15 protein-coding genes and 1 pseudogene are annotated in these 16,526 nt (G+C 59.2%); 7 read left to right on the top strand and 9 right to left on the bottom strand.

Annotation, left to right across the window (positions count from 1 at the left end):
- From L6966_RS11565 to L6966_RS11575, 3 genes and pseudogenes are all read right to left on the bottom strand, one after another.
- Window positions 1-262 (bottom strand): annotated as a pseudogene (locus L6966_RS11565) (hypothetical protein); the annotation flags it as partial.
- A 167-nt stretch (window positions 263-429) separates the two neighbouring features.
- The gene (locus L6966_RS11570; RefSeq protein ID WP_237225246.1) at window positions 430-1,122 is read right to left on the bottom strand and encodes a DUF6318 family protein; all 693 of its coding nucleotides are present in this window, start codon (window positions 1,120-1,122) and stop codon (window positions 430-432) included.
- A 142-nt stretch (window positions 1,123-1,264) separates the two neighbouring features.
- Entirely contained in the window at window positions 1,265-2,242 is a 978-nt protein-coding gene (locus tag L6966_RS11575; protein ID WP_237225247.1) for a quinone oxidoreductase family protein, read from the bottom strand.
- 85 nt (window positions 2,243-2,327) lie between these two features.
- Here L6966_RS11575 and argC point away from each other — a divergent pair, with 85 nt between their 5' ends.
- The 6 genes from argC (at window position 2,328) to L6966_RS11605 (ending at window position 8,524) form a co-directional block, all read left to right on the top strand.
- Window positions 2,328-3,374, top strand: a complete 1,047-nt coding sequence (gene argC / locus L6966_RS11580) for an N-acetyl-gamma-glutamyl-phosphate reductase (protein ID WP_083090970.1) — start codon at window positions 2,328-2,330, stop codon at window positions 3,372-3,374.
- Entirely contained in the window at window positions 3,371-4,588 is a 1,218-nt protein-coding gene (gene argJ / locus L6966_RS11585; RefSeq protein ID WP_237225248.1) for a bifunctional glutamate N-acetyltransferase/amino-acid acetyltransferase ArgJ, read from the top strand. Before argC ends, argJ begins: the two co-directional genes overlap by 4 nt.
- A gap of 18 nt (window positions 4,589-4,606) precedes the next feature.
- Window positions 4,607-5,617 (top strand): acetylglutamate kinase, encoded by a 1,011-nt coding sequence (gene argB, locus L6966_RS11590; RefSeq protein ID WP_237225249.1) that lies wholly within the window; start codon window positions 4,607-4,609, stop codon window positions 5,615-5,617.
- An 8-nt stretch (window positions 5,618-5,625) separates the two neighbouring features.
- Window positions 5,626-6,843 carry an acetylornithine transaminase gene (locus L6966_RS11595; RefSeq protein ID WP_237233435.1) on the top strand — a complete coding sequence of 406 codons (1,218 nt, stop codon included), beginning with the start codon at window positions 5,626-5,628 and terminating at the stop codon, window positions 6,841-6,843.
- Between the two features lie 178 nt (window positions 6,844-7,021).
- Window positions 7,022-7,981, top strand: coding sequence for an ornithine carbamoyltransferase (gene argF, locus L6966_RS11600; protein WP_237225251.1), 960 nt, complete (start codon window positions 7,022-7,024; stop codon window positions 7,979-7,981).
- Between the two features lie 63 nt (window positions 7,982-8,044).
- Complete coding sequence (locus L6966_RS11605) at window positions 8,045-8,524, top strand: arginine repressor (protein WP_083090975.1); 480 nt, start codon at window positions 8,045-8,047, stop codon at window positions 8,522-8,524.
- Between the two features lie 98 nt (window positions 8,525-8,622).
- Here the strand turns inward: L6966_RS11605 and L6966_RS11610 are convergent, their stop codons facing one another.
- The gene (locus L6966_RS11610) at window positions 8,623-9,021 is read right to left on the bottom strand and encodes an ankyrin repeat domain-containing protein (protein ID WP_083090976.1); all 399 of its coding nucleotides are present in this window, start codon (window positions 9,019-9,021) and stop codon (window positions 8,623-8,625) included.
- Between the two features lie 159 nt (window positions 9,022-9,180).
- Here L6966_RS11610 and L6966_RS11615 point away from each other — a divergent pair, with 159 nt between their 5' ends.
- The gene (locus L6966_RS11615) at window positions 9,181-10,824 is read left to right on the top strand and encodes an AMP-binding protein (protein ID WP_237233436.1); all 1,644 of its coding nucleotides are present in this window, start codon (window positions 9,181-9,183) and stop codon (window positions 10,822-10,824) included.
- Between the two features lie 44 nt (window positions 10,825-10,868).
- Here the strand turns inward: L6966_RS11615 and L6966_RS11620 are convergent, their stop codons facing one another.
- The 5 genes from L6966_RS11620 to L6966_RS11640 all read right to left on the bottom strand — a co-directional run bounded on the left by L6966_RS11620 (window position 10,869) and on the right by L6966_RS11640 (window position 16,490).
- On the bottom strand, window positions 10,869-12,113 hold the full coding sequence (locus L6966_RS11620; protein WP_237225255.1) for a glycerate kinase: 1,245 nt from the start codon (window positions 12,111-12,113) through the stop codon (window positions 10,869-10,871).
- A 120-nt stretch (window positions 12,114-12,233) separates the two neighbouring features.
- Window positions 12,234-13,751, bottom strand: a complete 1,518-nt coding sequence (locus tag L6966_RS11625; RefSeq protein ID WP_237225256.1) for an SLC13 family permease — start codon at window positions 13,749-13,751, stop codon at window positions 12,234-12,236.
- Entirely contained in the window at window positions 13,748-14,410 is a 663-nt protein-coding gene (locus L6966_RS11630) for a response regulator transcription factor (RefSeq protein ID WP_083090980.1), read from the bottom strand. Before L6966_RS11630 ends, L6966_RS11625 begins: the two co-directional genes overlap by 4 nt.
- A gap of 51 nt (window positions 14,411-14,461) precedes the next feature.
- Window positions 14,462-16,075, bottom strand: coding sequence for a sensor histidine kinase (locus L6966_RS11635; protein WP_083090981.1), 1,614 nt, complete (start codon window positions 16,073-16,075; stop codon window positions 14,462-14,464).
- Window positions 16,062-16,490: a hypothetical protein gene (locus L6966_RS11640; protein WP_237225257.1), complete on the bottom strand. Its 429-nt coding sequence runs from the start codon at window positions 16,488-16,490 to the stop codon at window positions 16,062-16,064. The genes L6966_RS11635 and L6966_RS11640 overlap by 14 nt, the downstream gene beginning before the upstream one ends.
- Window positions 16,491-16,526: the final 36 nt, after the last annotated feature.

A 16,526-nucleotide genomic window follows, 5' to 3' on the forward strand; every position in this document is an offset into this window, starting at 1 on the left:
GGTCTGTTGGGCTGGTGGGGTCTGTTGGGTCGGTGGGGTCTGTTGGGTTGGTGGGGTCTATTGTGCGGGGTGCGCAGAGGTAGGTGGCGCCGAGGTTGTCGGTGATGATGCCTGGTGCGTCGTTGGGTTCGCGGCAGGGGATTACTGCGGGAGCGCTTCTGCTGGTTGAGCCCGAGGTGAGGCTAGCAGAACTAAGAAAATCGGTAGCAGAAACCGGTGCGGCAGAATCTAAGTCAGTGGAGGACCGCGTTGCACCGGGCATGTATTCACTACTTCTGCCGTAAGTCTGATAACTCTTCATTACGGTTGAATTATTTTCTCCCTGTATAGCTATTCTATCTTCTTTGATTTCAGCATTTACGTTATCTGCGTATGCATTGTCTACTGCAAATAGGATACTTAGGCTTGCTATTATTAATAATTTGTTTTTCATGATTCCGCCGCAGGGATGGTGTGTACGCCTAAGATAGTCCACTCGCCATTTAGAAACTGAGTTTCAAAGTATACGCCCTCACCAACTGTGCGTGAGTTATCTTGAAATTGACTTTCGTTTCCAATTTGAATGGTTGCATCTTCGACCACAAGATTGCCAGCCCAGGTGTATATACCATTATCTTGTTTGAGTAGAAGTCCATCACCTAAAATTATGGTTCTAATGCCTCCCTCGATCCATCCACCTCGGCTGTAGATTTCGTTGGCGGCTGCCAGCATCTGTATTTCAGAATCAAAATCCTCTGAGATAAGTCCAGAGGCATAGGTGTAGTCTCCAGTTTGAGTAGCGTAGTTCACTGAGTCGTTCCAGTAGCCCAGGAATTTCTCTAGGCCTTCGTCGCTTTCGATGTTCATGCCTTCTGGGCGTGTGGGGCGAGGCACGTTTTGGGCGGGGCCGTGCTCGTCGGCGGGGCGGTATTCTCCGGCTGGTGCTTTGGAGCCTCCGGAGTAGTTGGTCTCGCTACTGGTGGTGGGGTCGGGTGTGGGGATGTGGCCGCTGGAGGCGGTGGTGCTGGTTTCGGGTGTGGGGATGTTGTTTGTGTTGTTGGGGTTGGTGCAGCTGGTGAGGGTAAGTAGGGTGAGGAGGGCGAGGGTGAGGGTGGCGAGTGCTGTGTGTTGGGTGTGTTTCATGGTGGGTTTCCTGGTGACGCCGTTGTGGTTAGGTGTTATGTGTTTTTATAGTGCTGGGTTTGTGCCTTGGCAAGGGGTGTGTGGTTTGTGACGGTGTGTTACGTGGGCTGGGGTGGGTTTTCCACAGGAGTGTCGCTGCGCTTTAAGGGATAAGCAGCACCTTGCCGCGAGTTTTGCGAGCCTCAAGGTAGCAGTGGGCCTCGCTGGCCTGTCTCAGCGGAAAGGCCTGGTCAACAGTGAGCTTAAGAGCCTCTGTGCGCATTGCCTTAAAGAGATCATTCATACGCCAGATAAACTCTTCGCGAGTCTGAAGGTAATGCCAGAGCGAAGGGCGGCAGACCGATAGCGACCCTAGCCGGTTGAGAATTTGCAAGTCAAGGGGAGGTATCTGGCCGGATGCTCCACCGAAGAGGGCGCACAGGCCACGCACCTTCAGTGACCTGAGCGAACCCTCGAAGGTGTCTTTACCCACACCGTCGTAGACCACCGCAACCCCCTCGCCGTCAGTAACGTCGCGAACCCGGTCGGCAAAGCCCTCATAGCGCAGTACATAATCGGCTCCGTGGGCCCTAGCGATAGCCTCTTTTTCGTCGCTGGAAACAGTGGCGATGACGGTGGCCCCTTTGGCCTTGAGCAGCTGGACGGCAATGCCGCCTACACCACCGGCACCCGCGTGAAACAGGACGTTCTCGCCCGCCTGCACCGGGTAGGTGGAGTTGATTAGGTAGTGGGCGGTCATGCCCTGCAGAGGCAGGGCGGCTACCTCAACCGGGTCGACACCCTCGGGTACCCGGATGCTGAACTCGGCCGGAGCGGTGAAATATTCGGCGTAGGTGCCCGTGGCACTGGCAGTGGCGATGACGTCACCGGGGGCAAAATCTTCTACGCCCTTACCAGTTGCCACCACGCGTCCTGTGGCCTCAGCACCCGGAACAAAGGGGAGTTCTACGGGGTAGATGCCGCTGCGCTGGTAGGTTTCGATGAAATTGACGCCGCTGGCGATGGTCTCCACCAAAAGCTGGCCGGGCCCGGGAGTGGGGCGCTCGATATCATGGGTGACGAGAACTTCGGGGCCGCCGGTTTCTAGGATCTGGACTGCTTTCATAGTGTTGGTGCTCATGCGACCAGCCTACCCCTGTGGTTCATATAGCGAAACGCTCTGCATAAATATTTACTAGTATGTAAAAAAATGCAATGATGGTGCTATGACTATTACCGTAGCTGTCACAGGTGCCACCGGGTATGCTGGCGGAGAGATTCTGCGCCTTCTGGCAACCCACCCCCGGGTCGAGGTGAAAACCGTTGCCGCCCACTCGTCTGCAGGCCAGCGTCTAGGCGAGGTGGCCCCCCATCTGCGTGCCTATGCCAGCCTGACCGTTGCAGATACCACCGCCGAAACTCTCGGGGGCCACGATGTTGTCTTCATGGCCCTGCCACACGGTGCCAGCGCCGAAATCGCAGCGCAATTGCCCGAATCTACCTTGGTGATTGATGCCGGTGCTGACCACCGCCTTGAGAGTGCGGACGCCTGGGGGAAGTTTTACGGATCTGAACACACAGGCACCTGGCCCTACGGTCTGCCTGAACTGCCCCTCTCTGCCGGTGGCAAGCAGCGCGAGAAGCTAGTGGGTACCAGACGGGTTGCTGTGCCCGGCTGCTATCCGACGGCTTCCATCCTGGCCTTAGCTCCGGGCTTTGCCGCTGGCCTGATTGAACCTACCGATGTGGTCATCGTTGCGGCCTCCGGTACCTCGGGCGCTGGTAAAAGCCTCAAGCCCCACCTACTCTCAGCTGAAGTTATGGGAGGCATGAGCCCCTACGGGGTAGGCGGCTCCCACCGCCATACCCCCGAGATTGAAGAAAAACTGAGCACTATCGCCGGTGAGCAGGTTCAGATTTCTTTCACCCCCACCCTGGCACCCATGCCGCGCGGTATCCTGGCAACCGCTACTGCCCGTGTCAAGCCCGGTATCGCCGAAGAGCAGCTGCGAGCGGCCTGGGCATCAGTCTACGCTGACGAAGAGTTCGTGCACCTGCTACCCAAGGGGTTATGGCCTGCCACCAAGAACGTGCAGGGCTCCAACCACGCAGAGATGCAGCTAGCTCTCGACACTCACGCGAACCGCGTCATCGTGACCTCCGCGATTGACAACCTCACCAAGGGCACCGCCGGAGGCGCCATCCAGTCCATGAACATCGCCCTCGGGCTACCCGAGAACGCCGGGCTATTGCAGGAAGGACTTGCACCATGACCGATACCATCCACCAGTTTGAAGGTATAAGCACCTACGGCGTCACTTACGCGCGTGGCTTTCGCGCCGCTGGCGTTGCCGCCGGTATCAGCGCCACAGTCGGTAAGAAGGACGTAGCCCTAATCGTCAACGACGGCCCTGACAAGCACGCCGCCGCCGTCTTTACCACTAACCGTTTTGCAGCTGCCCCGGTGCTCTGGAGCCAGCGGGTCATCACCGACGGCCGTGTGGATGCTGTGTTGCTCAACTCCGGTGGGGCCAACGCCTGCACCGGCACACCGGGTTTTCAAGACACCCATGCCTCGGCTGAATACGTTGCTGAACTACTCGATATCTCTGCCGGCGACGTGCTGGTCTGTTCCACAGGGCTCATAGGTCAGCGCCTGCCCATGGAGAACCTGCTGGCCGGGGCTCAAGAGGCTGCCGCCAGTTTGGGTGTGAGCGTTGAGGCTTCACATGCTGCCGCTGAGGCCATCATGACCACCGATACGGTGTCTAAGCAGGCAGCTATCAGTGTGGAAATCGAAGAGGGCGGCTCCTACCTTATCGGTGGTATGGCTAAAGGGGCCGGTATGCTGGCCCCCGGCCTAGCCACCATGCTGGTGGTTATCACCACCGACGCCGTGCTCTCACCTCAGAACTTGAACGCCGCTCTCCGCGAGGCCGTTCGCCTGAGCTTTAACCGAGCTGATTCTGACGGCTGTATGTCAACCAACGACACCGTGGTGCTGATGAGTTCAGGGGCTGCTGATATTGAGCCCGATATGGGTACCTTCACTGAGGCCCTGACCAAGGTCTGCCAAGACCTGGCCCTACAACTGATCGGGGACGCTGAGGGGGCCAGCCATGATATTCACGTGCGCACCTTCAACGCGGCCAGTGAAGCAGAGGCCGAAGAGGTCTCTCGCGCAGTCTCCCGCTCAAACCTCTTCAAAACAGCTATTTTCGGTAACGACCCCAACTGGGGCCGCATTCTCTCAGAGGTAGGCACCACCTCCGCCGCCTTCGAACCTGAGAACGTCAACGTCACCATCAACGGGGTACAGGTCTGTACCGGCGGTGGCATAGGCCAAGACCGCTCTCTGGTTGACCTAGCCGCCCAACGCAAGGTGACCGTAGAGATTGACCTGGGGGCCGGCGCCCACGAAGCAACCATCTGGACCAACGACCTCACCCACGACTACGTCCACGAAAACTCGGCCTACTCTAGCTAGGTTTTAGAGAGAAAAGATATGGCAGAGCAAACCAACGCCCACGACCGGTTCGACACCGCCCAGCAAAAAGCAAAGACCCTTATGGAGGCCCTACCCTGGATTCAGCAGTTCCGGGGCAAGGTCATGGTCTTCAAATACGGCGGTAACGCCATGATTTCTGAAGAACTGCGCGCAGCTTTCGCTGAAGACATGGTCTTTCTGCGCACCATTGGTATCTGCCCGGTCGTGGTGCACGGCGGCGGCCCGCAGATTACCGCCATGCTCGACAAACTGGGTATTCACAGCGAGTTCAGAGGCGGGTTGCGCTATACCACCCGTCAGGCTATGGACGTGGTTCGGATGGTTCTCACCGGCCAGGTCGCCCGTGAGTTGGTCTCGCACATCAACTCTCACGGCCCCTATGCCGTTGCTATGAGCGGTGAGGACGGCGGCCTGCTCCGTGCCCGCCGCATCGGTGCCGTGGTTGAAGGCCAGGAGGTTGACCTTGGCCTCGTAGGTGAGGTGGTCGGTGTGAACACTACCGCTATTATGTCAATGATTAAGGCCGGCAAGATTCCCGTGATTTCATCGGTTGCACCCGAGATGCACGACCCTGAACGATACCCCGAGCACTCCCACGGTTTAGCTGGCCTAACCGGAGAAATCCTCAACGTTAACGCCGATACTGCTGCGGCTGCCGTTGCCGCAGCCCTAGGGGCTGAAAAGCTGGTAGTTCTTACCGACGTGGAGGGCCTCTACGCCAACTGGCCAGATAAAGACTCGCTTATTTCTTCCCTGACCGTCAGCGAACTCCGTGACATGCTGCCCTCGCTAGTTTCGGGCATGATTCCCAAGATGAGCGCCTGCCTACAGGCCGTTGAGCAAGGCGTGCCGCGCGCGTCTATTGTGGACGGGCGTCTTGCCCACTCGCCCATCCTCGAAATCTTCACCGACCGGGGTATCGGCACCCAGCTGACCCCCGATAACGTTGATGATAAGCCCTGGCATCACCCGGCACCAGATTTTCAGGTTAAACCGGTGACCTACTAGGAAGCACTATGAACCAAGAATCCTATCTTTCTGACTACAAGACCGAGATGCTGGGCGTCTTCGGTGACCCCTCCCTGGTCCTGGTAGAAGGGAAGGGCTCGCGGGTGACGGACGCCGACGGTACGGTGTACCTTGACCTGCTCGGTGGTATCGCCGTCAACGCCCTGGGCCACGCCCACCCAGCCTGGGTCAAGGCTGTCAGTGAGCAGGCCGCCACCTTGGCGCACGTCTCCAACTTCTTCACCACTCCACAACAACTGCAGCTGGCCCATCGCCTGCTGGGCTACCTGGGAACGGGTGATGGTAGGGTCTTCTTCTGCAACTCGGGAACTGAAGCCAACGAGGCCGCCTATAAGCTGGCCCGCCGCCACGGCAATGCTCGGGGCAAGAGCAGAATCCTGGCCCTAGAGCATGGCTTTCACGGCCGCACTGTCGGGGCTCTGTCGCTGACCCACAAGACAGCCTATCGGCAGCCCTTCGAGCCGCTACCTCCCGGCGTCCAGCATATACCGGCGACCGTTGAAGCGCTCGAAGAGTGCCTAGCCGACGACGTTGCCGCTCTTATCGTTGAACCCATTCAAGGTGAGGCGGGCGTTCTTCCTCTGCCTACCGGCTACCTGACCCGTGCACGAGAGCTGACCCGAGCCTGCGGTGCTCTGCTGGTGGTGGACGAGGTGCAGACCGGTATGGGCCGCACCGGCCGCTGGTTTGAGCACTCCCGTGAGCTGACCGGTGCAGACCTGCCCGATGCCATCACCCTGGCTAAGGGGCTGGGCGGCGGCTTTCCTATCGGGGCCATGATTGTGGTTGGCGCGGAGAACAGCCGGACGCTGCAGGCGGGTATGCACGGCACCACCTTCGGCGGTAACCCGCTCGCCACGGCCGCCGCCGCCATCACCCTCGAAACCATCGAAACTGAGGGGCTACTGGCTGCTGCCACTGAGCGCGGTGCCACCTTCCGTGCAGCCCTTGAAAAGGTTCCCGGTGTAGCCTCCACCCGTGGAGCAGGGCTGCTGATCGGTATCGAACTTGAAGAGAGCGAAACCGAGGCGGGCAACCCCCTGGCCCCGGCCTTTGTGGCTCAGGCGCGGGCGTCCGGCTTTATCGTCAATGCCCCGAACGCCAGCACCGTACGTATCGCCCCGGCTCTGACTATCACCGATGACGAGCTGGGGGAGTTCGTGGCAGCGTTCGGGGGAGTTCTGGCACAGGCTAGGAGCTCCTAAGAAGAGCATAGAGGTACGCCCCTTTGCTACCGGCCTCCTCACGGGGCGCCGGCGCTCGCGTGACTTATGCCTGTTCCAGCCAGCACAACCCACTATTATTCACAAACTGCATAAGTATCACCAAATATGCATATAATGAGAGGTCAGCTCTAGCGTTGACTCTACCCTAGGAGATACCGTGGTACGCCACTTCCTTAAAGACACCGATTTAACCCCAGCAGAGCAGGCTAACGTGCTCGATTTGGCCGCACAGATGAAGGCTGACCGCTTTAACTTCAAACCCTTGGCTGGCCCACAAACCGTTGCGGTTATCTTTGATAAAACCTCCACCCGCACCCGTTTCTCCTTCCACGCAGGTATCGCTGAGCTGGGCGGCAACCCGCTCATTGTCAACCCGGGCGAAGCACAACTGGGGCACAAGGAGAGCATCTCTGATACCGCGCAGGTCATCTCGCGCATGGTTTCAACGATTGTCTGGCGCACCTACGCCCAGGCCGGTCTTACGGAGATGGCAGAGCACTCCCGGGTGCCGGTGATTAACGCGCTATCAGACGACTACCACCCCTGCCAGATTCTGGCTGATTTACTGACCATTCGTGAGCACAAGGGGCAGCTGGCCGGGCTGACTATGGCCTACCTGGGCGACGCCGCTAACAATATGGCCAATTCCTACCTGCTGGGAGGCGCAACCGCTGGCATGCACGTGCGTGTAGCAGGCCCGGCAGACTACCTGCCTGCGGAGGCTGTTGTGGCTGAGGCGCGGGGCCGCGCAGCTGCCACCGGGGGGTCGGTACTGGTGACCACTGATTCAGCTCAAGCACTGGTTGATGCTGACGTGGTTATTACTGATACGTGGATTTCCATGGGTCAGGAGGCAGAGAAGGAGGCTCGCGCGCAGGTTTTCAAGCCCTATACCGTGAACGCTGAGGCCATGGCTCAGGCAGCTGACGGTGCCATCTTCCTACACTGTCTGCCTGCCTACCGAGGTTATGAGGTTACTGCCGAGGTCATTGACGGGCCTGCATCCGCCGTCTTTGACGAGGCCGAGAACCGCCTGCACGCCCAGAAAGCGCTCATAACCTTCCTACTCGTTGAATCGGGCCTAGCCATCGATGAACGCACTGCTCTGGCTAGCTAAAAGGCACCTCCCATCAGCGCCCTTCGCCCACCATCAACCCACCTGAGAAGAAGAGAAGAAACAGTGGCAATTCCCTCTACTAAAACAGCACGCCAAGCCCGTATTATTGAGGTTCTGCAATCCCACCGGGTTCGGTCACAGGCCGAACTGGCTCAGATTCTGACGGACGACGGGCTCAAGGTCACCCAGGCTACTCTGTCGCGTGACCTGGTAGAAATTGGGGCGGAGCGGGTGCGCGATGAGAAGTCAGGCCTGATTTATGCGGTGCCCAACCATCCGGTGCGCCGGAGTTCGCCGGAGGGGCCGGATGCTCGCCTGGTATCCCTTTTCAAGGAACTTCTGATTACCGCCGAGGCATCAGCAAACCTGGTTATTCTGCGAACCCCTCCGGGGGCTGCGCAGTTTTTGGCATCGGCCATCGACCAAGCTGGCCTAGAGCCACTGCTGGGGTCAATCGCGGGTGATGACACCGTTATGGTCATCACCCGGGACCCTCAGGGCGGGGAACATGTGGCATCACTTTTCCTGGAGTGGGCCGCTTAAAGTCAGAACCCTGCCTCCACATCGGTGTGGAGGCAGGGTCACATGTATCGGGCTAACGGGTATACGGAGCGCGTCAGTGTGGGTGGGTTCCCGGCCCATTACCCGGCAAAAAGCTCCTTCATAGCCTTAAGATCAAAAAATTCTGCTACCTCAGCGGGTGTCTGGGTGCCCAGGGTTTCGTCTGCACCAGCGTCAAGGAGCATGCGGGCAATGGGTAGGTTGTTGCGGAAGGCTGAGCAAACCAGGGCGGTCTGGCCTCGTTCGTTGAGGCGGTCAAGGTCGGCGCCCTCGTTGATGAGTAACTGCACTAAATCAGCGTGCTCGTGGTAAGCCGCCAAAATGAGCAGAGTATCGCCCTTCGAGTTTGTTAAATCAACGGGGACGCCCTGGTCAAACAGAGATTTAAGGGCCAGCGGCTTATTATCGCGGGCAAGGTCAAACACAGAGTTCAAAAACTCAAGTTCTTGCTCTGACAGGCTATGGTTTCTGACTGACATGTTCTCACTTTCTCAGAAAAGGGTTGCCTTTAGCAACCCAATCTAACCCACCTAACCGGCCAAAACCCCTCTCGTCGAGAACTTTCGTTCAAAAGTTTTCAAGCAAGCAATATGGCACAATGGGATTGGCCACAAATTACCCTCGCGAGAGACTAACTCATGACCAATCGTGCCGCCGTACCAGCTGATGCGCAGGCGTCCGCCCACAATCTTGCAGCCTTACTGACCCGCCGGGCAGAAGTGAATCAACCTGCCCTGACAGGGGCTTCTGGGAGCTTCACCTATGCCCAACTGACCGCTTATACAGGAGCTGCCCGCAGCTTTCTGCAGGAGCAGGGGGTTCAACCTGGTGACCGGGTTGCGCTCGCTTTGCCCAATGTCCCCGTTATGGTCGCCCTCTACTACGCCTCACTTTCGCTCGGCGCTATTGTTGTCCCTCTGCACCCCCTGCTAACCCCGCGCGAGGTAGCCCACCATCTCAGGGACGCCAGTGCCCGGCTACTGCTGGCAGGAGCTGGCACGCGGGTGGGGGAAGAACTAGAGCAAACCAACCAACTCGTCGGAGGTACGATCCAGTTAGAGCTACTGGCCCTAGACGAGGACTTTGGATTAGCCAGCCAGGCCAGCCAGGCCAGCCAGGCCAGCCAGGCCAGCCAGGCCAGCCAGGCCAGCCAGGCCAGCCAGGCCAGCCAGGGCCAAAGCTGGGAGCCGCACCCCGTCACCCCGAATACGCCGGCAGTCCTACTGTACACCTCGGGCACCACGGGCTTACCCAAAGGGGCTACCCTAACCCACGCCAACATGCTCTCCAACGCCGAAACCTGCGTGGACGTTTTTGGTTTTACGCAGCAGGATGTCATCTTTGGCGGCCTCCCTCTCTTCCACGCCTTCGGGCAGACCGTCTCGATGAACGCGGTCTTAGCCGCTGGTGCCTCCATCGCTCTGCTACCACGTTTCACACCGGGCGGAGCTGCCCGGCTCTGCGCGGCCGCTTCCGTTACCGTCCTGGCTGCCGTACCTACCATGTACAGTGCGCTCGCTACCTATCTGGCTACAGACCCTGCGCTTTCCGGTCAGCTCCACGGGCAAATCCGCTTTGGCATTTCGGGCGGTTCAGCCCTGCCAGCCTCTGTTCACACAGCTCTTGATAATTTGCTGGGGTGCCCCATCTATGAGGGCTATGGGCTGAGCGAAACCGCGCCGGTTGTCAGCTTTAACCGGGCTGAGTACGGTCTGGTGATTGGTTCCGTGGGCCGGGCCCTGCCCGGCGTCCGCGTGAAGGTTGTTGACAGGGACGGGGCCGAAGTCGCTGCGGGGCAGCGCGGTGAGCTCTGGGTGGCCGGGCCTAACGTGATGGCGGGCTACTGGCAGAACTCAGCGGCCACCGAGGCCGTTATGCAGGGGGAGTGGTTCGCCACCGGTGACGTTGCTACCCTCGATGGGCAGGGCAATATTTTTATTGTTGACCGGCTCAAAGACATGATTCTGCGCAACGGCAACTCGGTGTATCCCCGCGAAATTGAGGACGTGCTTTACACCCATCAGTCTGTTCGTCTGGCAGCTGTGGTGGGTCAACCCTCTGAGGCCGTGGGCGAAGAAATTGTAGCGGTGATCGTGCCCACCGATGAGCTGGAGGTAGGGGAGCAGGCAGAGCTGGCAGCGTCCTTGGACGCCCACTCCCGCTCCCAGCTGGCAGCCTATAAGTGCCCGCGTCGCTATATCTTTAAAACTGACCTACCCCTGGGCCCCACGGGCAAGATTCTCAAACGGGTTCTGGCTGAGGAGCTTGCCCGGGAGGTATAAAGCAGGGAGGGCTACAGTGCTGTAGCTCTCCCTGCTGTTATTCCCTACGCTGCCTGCGCATTCATGCTTCGGCGGGTCTGCATGGAGGCTGAGAGAGAGGCGCCGAGTAGAATCATGCGGAAGGTGCGTTCGGCCGAGTCGGTCAGCAGGGCTTCACCGTTGACCAGGGCATCTTCAAGGTCCATGGGCAGGGGGATGATGGAGGCGAAGGCATCAATACCGGCGTCGTGTACCCGGTAGGCCTTTCGGCCGATGGATCCCGCTAGGGCAAGTACGGGAGCACCGGTCTTCTGGGCCCGGGCGGCGATTTCTGCAGGTACCTTACCCTTGGGTGTTTGGAAGTCGATGGCACCCTCAGCGGTGACTACTAGGTCGGCATGCTGAATTTCGCGGTCCAGATTGATACCGGCCAGACCGGAATCGATCAATGCCTCAAAGCGGGGGGTGAGCTCGGCACCGATAAAAGCCATGCCCGCACCCAGCCCGCCGGAGGCTCCGGTACCAGGGCCAGAGTGGAAATTCATGTTTAGCTTGCCCCCGGTCTTCTCCTCGTAGGTTTTTTCGAGCAGGTCAGCCCAATGGGTGAGTGCGGCGTCAAGCTGATCAACCTGCTCGGGGGTGGCCCCCTTCTGCGGGCCGAAGACGCGAGCTACGCCCTTAGGGCCGGTAAGAATATTGTGCTGGTTCAGTGCCAGGACGATGCGCACCTGCCCTAAGCGAGGGTGCAGGCCGGAGTAGTCGATGGAGGCGGCTTCGGTCAGGTGAGCTCCGCCCAGAGGAATTTCTTCCCCCTGGTCGTTGAGTATGCGAGCACCGAGAGCTGAGAGGGCACCGGCACCGCCGTCTGAGGTACCGGAGTCCCCGCAACCCACCAGAATGGTGTGCACACGGTCATTATCGAGTGCTGCTGAAATAAGCTGCCCCACCCCGTAGGTAGTGGTTTCCGCGGGGTTACGTAAATCCTTGGGTACTAGTGAGAGACCGGCTGCCGCAGCCATCTCAACGACTGCCACGCCTTCCTGGTCACCACCGAGGAGGGCATAGTGAGAGCGGACCTGCTGGCCTACGGGTCCGGTGACCTTGGCGTGAACCAGGGTGCCGCCGGTGGATCCTACCAGCATTTTGGCGGTGCCTTCGCCGCCATCGGGAATGGGCATGGTGACGGTGTTGACGCCGGGAATAACACGGCGGATGCCGGAGGCAATGGATTCTGCCACTACGTCTGCTTCGAGGGAGCCCTTGAAACCGGAGGGGGCGATGAGGATGCGTTGGGGTACTGACATGGTCATGATATTTCTCCTTGTGATAGGTGTGGGTTGCTTGGTCGGCGTTTGTGCTTGCCGTTTGAAGGCGTGCAGAGCCGAGTCTGTGAACCCACAGATGTATAGGTTGAATGAAATTTAGTGTGGTTAGAGGTAGAGGGGCAGGCCCAAGGCCGGCCAAATGAAGAAGGCAAAGACTGCGATGAGCGCCGCGTGGAGCGGAGCCAGCCATGCCGAGAGTTTGAGTAGGTCTGACGGGGTGTAGGTGGGTTTGCCGTCGACGGAAGCGAAGAGAGCTACCGGCTTGGCGCTTGAGGTGAGCATGTGGCAGAAGCCCGCTGCGGCTGTTGAGATGAAGGCTGCCGCAACCGGGTTGACTCCCAGGGGAATGGCTGCGGTGATGATGAGCGGAATCAGTACGGCTGATCGGGCACTCCGTGATTGAATCACCAGGTGGGCGACCGTGGAGAGTGCAATGACGAGTAGCACGAAGGCGGCTGCGCCTGACCGTCCTAACCCTGAAATTGGGGCAAAAATTGATTCTGCCAACCAGGTCGCTGCCCCAGATTCTGAGAGGGCGGTGCCGATAGCCAGGGTGGTAGCCATGAAAATCAGCATGGGCCAGGGTGCTTTCTTGAGGGCTGTTGCCAGCTTAACCGAACCGAAGCGAGGTGCGCCGGCGGCCAGGGCGCCGAGAACCGCGACGATGACGGGGTCAATACCGTGCCATGCTTCTGTGCACCAGAGCACAATCGCCACGCCCAGTATCAGGGCTATATTTTTCTCGGGCTGGCTGAGGGGGCCACGGACGGGGGTGGCGCCTTCGGTCTCAAAGTCAGCGAGAGTGATATGGAGCTTTTCGGGGGCGTCGTCGCGGGAGGGGAAAAGCGCAAAGACTAGTTCGGTGACCAGGAGGGAGGCCAACAGGCCGAGGCCAGAACCTAGAATCATCCACTCTAAGAATCCGATGGTCTCTAGCCCGTAGCCCACCAGAATTTCTGTGGTGACCAGGTGAGCGCCAGCGCCGATGAAGGAGGCAACTGCCGAAACCAGGATGGTGGAGGGAGCCAGAATACCTAGGGCTTTGACGAGCTTGGGGCGGTCAGGCATGGCTTCTGCCATGGCCCGGAAGATGGGTAGGGCCAGGGCGGCGCGGCCTGACGGCGAAGGGACCAGATAGACGGTGATGAAGAGAGCCAGGTTGTAGAGGTGGGCCAGCTGGCGGGGAGTGCGGGCCAGTGAGACCAGCCGGGCGGTGAGGCGGCGGGTCAGACCCGAGGCGGTGAGGGCCTGAGCCATGATGACCGATGCCACCAGAAGCCAGACAACGTTGGTTCCCAGAGAGGCGGTGAACTGATCGGTTGAGATAATTCCGGTGAGCACCAGGGCGACCGCAGCTGCCAGCGAGACGTATGTGTCTGAGAGCGGGGAGAAGACCCAGGCCCAGATCGCCAGGATGAAGATGGATAGGGTAATGGCCCCTTCGAGAGAGAGCTCGTCGGAGGTCAGCCCGGCAGTGGCGGTCGCTGCAATCAGTAGTACGGCGACGAAGAAGGAGACCACTATCTTGCCGGTGATGAAGCTGGGCTTCACAATGGGCAGCGGCGTGGTATCTACCGCAGGTTCAGCTGCGGGTGAGTTGGTTGATGAATAAAGAAGTTTCATATGAATCGGTATCCTGCCCCTCGGACGGTGGCAATGTAGTCCTCGCCAATTTTCTTGCGGAGTGCGCGAATATATACGTCGACAATGTTGGAGTTGGGGTCAAAGTCCATTCCCCAGACCTGGCCAAGAAGTTGTTCGCGCGAGAGCACCTGGTTCTTGTGGCGCATAAAGGTCTCTAGCAGGGCAAACTCACGGGAGGTGAGCTCGGCAACCTGCCCGCCAACGGTGACCTGGCGGGTGAGAACGTTGAGCTCTAAGTCGCGGTGGGTCAGTGTGGAGGCGGATGTCTTTTCACGATTGATATCGAGTAGACGCAGGCGGATGCGAGCTAGGAGCTCAGCGAACTGGAAGGGTTTGGTCATGTAGTCGTTTGCCCCGTTTTCTAGGCCTTCGAGGGTATCGGAGACCGAGTCACGGGCAGTCAGCATGATGATGGGGGTCGTAATTCCTTCGGAGCGTAGTGACTTCATGATGGTGAAGCCGTCCATTCCGGGCAGGCCCACATCGAGAATGATGAGGTCGAAGTCGCTGACCTTAGCTAGGGCAAAGGCGGAGCGGCCATCATCGATCAGGGTTGAGGTGTAGCCAGCTGACTTGAGGCCCTTGACGATGAAGGACGAGATGCGCGGGTCATCTTCGACAATCAGAATATGGCTCATGGCTGTGTTTCTTTCGGTCTGTGCTGTTAGCGTGGTGGACAGCTGGTGCGGTTAACGGCCCCAGCTGGGGTAACGGGTGCTTGCAAGAGGTTGTTCATCTGTAGCGTCTGTATCGTCCTTGCCGAACTCGGCTCCTACCCCGGCAGGAAGTGTTATGCCGAAGATGGCGCCCACGCCGTCGTCCGGCTGGGCAATCCAGACTGAACCCTGGTGGGATTCTGCGATTGAGCGGACGATGGCCAGTCCCAGACCCGCACCCATCGTGTGTTTTTGGGCAGCTGCCGGGTTTTTGGAGTTGGTGCGTTGGAAGCGTTCGAAGAGCACGGAGGCATCTTCTGCGCTGACGCCGGGGCCCCTGTCACGAACCCAGAGCTTGAGCTCACGGCCGATACCTGTACCGTCGAAGGCGGAGCCGATGGAGATGGTTGAGCCTTCGGGGGAGTACTGGGCGGCGTTGGCGCATAACTGTACAAGTGCCTGGGTGATGCGCTGCTCGTCAAGATTCACTTCGCCTTCGGCGATGTCTGAAATCATCCAGCGGTGGTCGGTAAAGGCCTGCACCTTTGAGTCGAGGGTAATCATCAGATTGGCTACATCTACCGGGTGAGGGGAGACGAAGTCAGGGCGTTCTGACTTAGCTAGGGTGAGCAGGTCGGCGACGATGCGCCCCATGCGCTCAAGCTCGTCGTCTACCAGCTGCAAGGTGGCAGCCTGCTCTTCTGAGCGATCCATCAGCTCAAGGTGGCCGCGCACGATGGTGATGGGGGTGCGCAGCTCGTGGCTGACATCATCCATGAACTGGCGTTCAATCATGGCTGACTCCTCTAGTCGGTCTAGCATTTGGTTAAAGGTGAGGCCCATGGCCGCTACGTCATCGTCGCCTTTGACGGCCACGCGACCTGAAAAGTTTTTGTCGTTGATTTTTTGGGCCACGGTGCGCAGGCTACGGATTGGTCGGGTGATGCGGCTGGCGACAAGCCAGGCAATCACGACGGTGGCGGCTAGGCCGCCTAGGCCCACCCAGATCATGGTGAAGATGGTGTGTTGCACCGCATCAAGTTCGGGTTGAATGTACTCCACCACTACCAGGTAGCCGGTCTCGGTGCCGTTATCAGTGTTGAGGTTGACCTCAACCTTGGCCCAGTGCACCGGCCCTACCGGGGTTTGCTCAACTCCCGTCGTCCGCTCGTACTCGGTGATGGTTGTGAGTAGCTCGCGATCCTGGTGTAACCGGTAGCCGGTGTCTTCTGCGAGTTGCTGTTGCTCGTCGATGAAAATGACCTGCCGGTCGGTGACGCCGATGAGCTGTTCGCTGTAGCCGGTGAACTGGCGTGAGACGAAGGCAGTAAGCATATCATCAAGGTTTTTGAATGGAGCGGCGGTGGTTGGGTCCACTCCGAGTTCTGCGAAGGTGCGGAACTCGGCGATTTCGCTCTGGGTGCTTGATGCTGCGTTATTGCCAACTTCAGAGATGAGGATCCCGCGTACTGTGAAGATGAGGCCGGTGACGATAAAAGTGGTCACCAACACCATCCAGGCCACAATGCGCAGACGGGCTGAGCCTGTGTGCGGGGGCTTTTCGGTGCGCCGAAAACGGCCCGCTACTTTACTACCAGAGCGTTTGATGCTTGACCAGAATCTGGCCGGCTGGTTAGTCGTCGCCACTGTCGTCTACCTCGTAGGCGTCATCGTCGATGTCGTCTGCGTCATCGTCTACAGGGTATTGCTCAACCTGGGGAGCCGGTGCTGGCTCAACGACCACGGGAGCCGGTGCTGGCTCAACGACTACGGGAGCTGGCTCGACCACGACGGGTGCGGGGGTGGCCTCAGGTGCAGGTGCCTCCGCAGGTGGTACTTCAGCCGGAGCTTCCACAGCGGGTGCCTCTTGGGTGGGCTCTGGGCTTTCTGTGGTTGGAGTTGGGGTTGGGCTAGCCGATGCGCTTGGGCTGCTGGTGCGATCGAGGACGATGGGATCGACCGGGTCACCGAGCTGGCCGCGAAAGCTCATGACGAGCGCGAGAGCTGCGACGATACCTACTGCTGTGAGAAGCAGGATTCCGAACATGTATTTCTTGAGCATGTATCTAGTGTGTCAGCTGTCTTTAAAAGTTCTGTG

The organism is Rothia nasisuis, from assembly GCF_928381405.1.
Lineage (GTDB): Bacteria > Actinomycetota > Actinomycetes > Actinomycetales > Micrococcaceae > Rothia > Rothia nasisuis.

Bases quoted from the DNA above. Each gene is read 5' to 3' on its own strand.
- L6966_RS11570 (WP_237225246.1), bottom strand. From the start codon at position 1,122: ATGAAACACACCCAACACACAGCACTCGCCACCCTCACCCTCGCCCTC.
- L6966_RS11575 (WP_237225247.1), bottom strand. From the start codon at position 2,242: ATGAGCACCAACACTATGAAAGCAGTCCAGATCCTAGAAACCGGCGGC.
- argC (WP_083090970.1), top strand. From the start codon at position 2,328: ATGACTATTACCGTAGCTGTCACAGGTGCCACCGGGTATGCTGGCGGA.
- argJ (WP_237225248.1), top strand. From the start codon at position 3,371: ATGACCGATACCATCCACCAGTTTGAAGGTATAAGCACCTACGGCGTC.
- argB (WP_237225249.1), top strand. From the start codon at position 4,607: ATGGCAGAGCAAACCAACGCCCACGACCGGTTCGACACCGCCCAGCAA.
- L6966_RS11595 (WP_237233435.1), top strand. From the start codon at position 5,626: ATGAACCAAGAATCCTATCTTTCTGACTACAAGACCGAGATGCTGGGC.
- L6966_RS11610 (WP_083090976.1), bottom strand. From the start codon at position 9,021: ATGTCAGTCAGAAACCATAGCCTGTCAGAGCAAGAACTTGAGTTTTTG.
- L6966_RS11615 (WP_237233436.1), top strand. From the start codon at position 9,181: ATGACCAATCGTGCCGCCGTACCAGCTGATGCGCAGGCGTCCGCCCAC.
- L6966_RS11620 (WP_237225255.1), bottom strand. From the start codon at position 12,113: ATGACCATGTCAGTACCCCAACGCATCCTCATCGCCCCCTCCGGTTTC.
- L6966_RS11625 (WP_237225256.1), bottom strand. From the start codon at position 13,751: ATGAAACTTCTTTATTCATCAACCAACTCACCCGCAGCTGAACCTGCG.
- L6966_RS11630 (WP_083090980.1), bottom strand. From the start codon at position 14,410: ATGAGCCATATTCTGATTGTCGAAGATGACCCGCGCATCTCGTCCTTC.
- L6966_RS11640 (WP_237225257.1), bottom strand. From the start codon at position 16,490: ATGCTCAAGAAATACATGTTCGGAATCCTGCTTCTCACAGCAGTAGGT.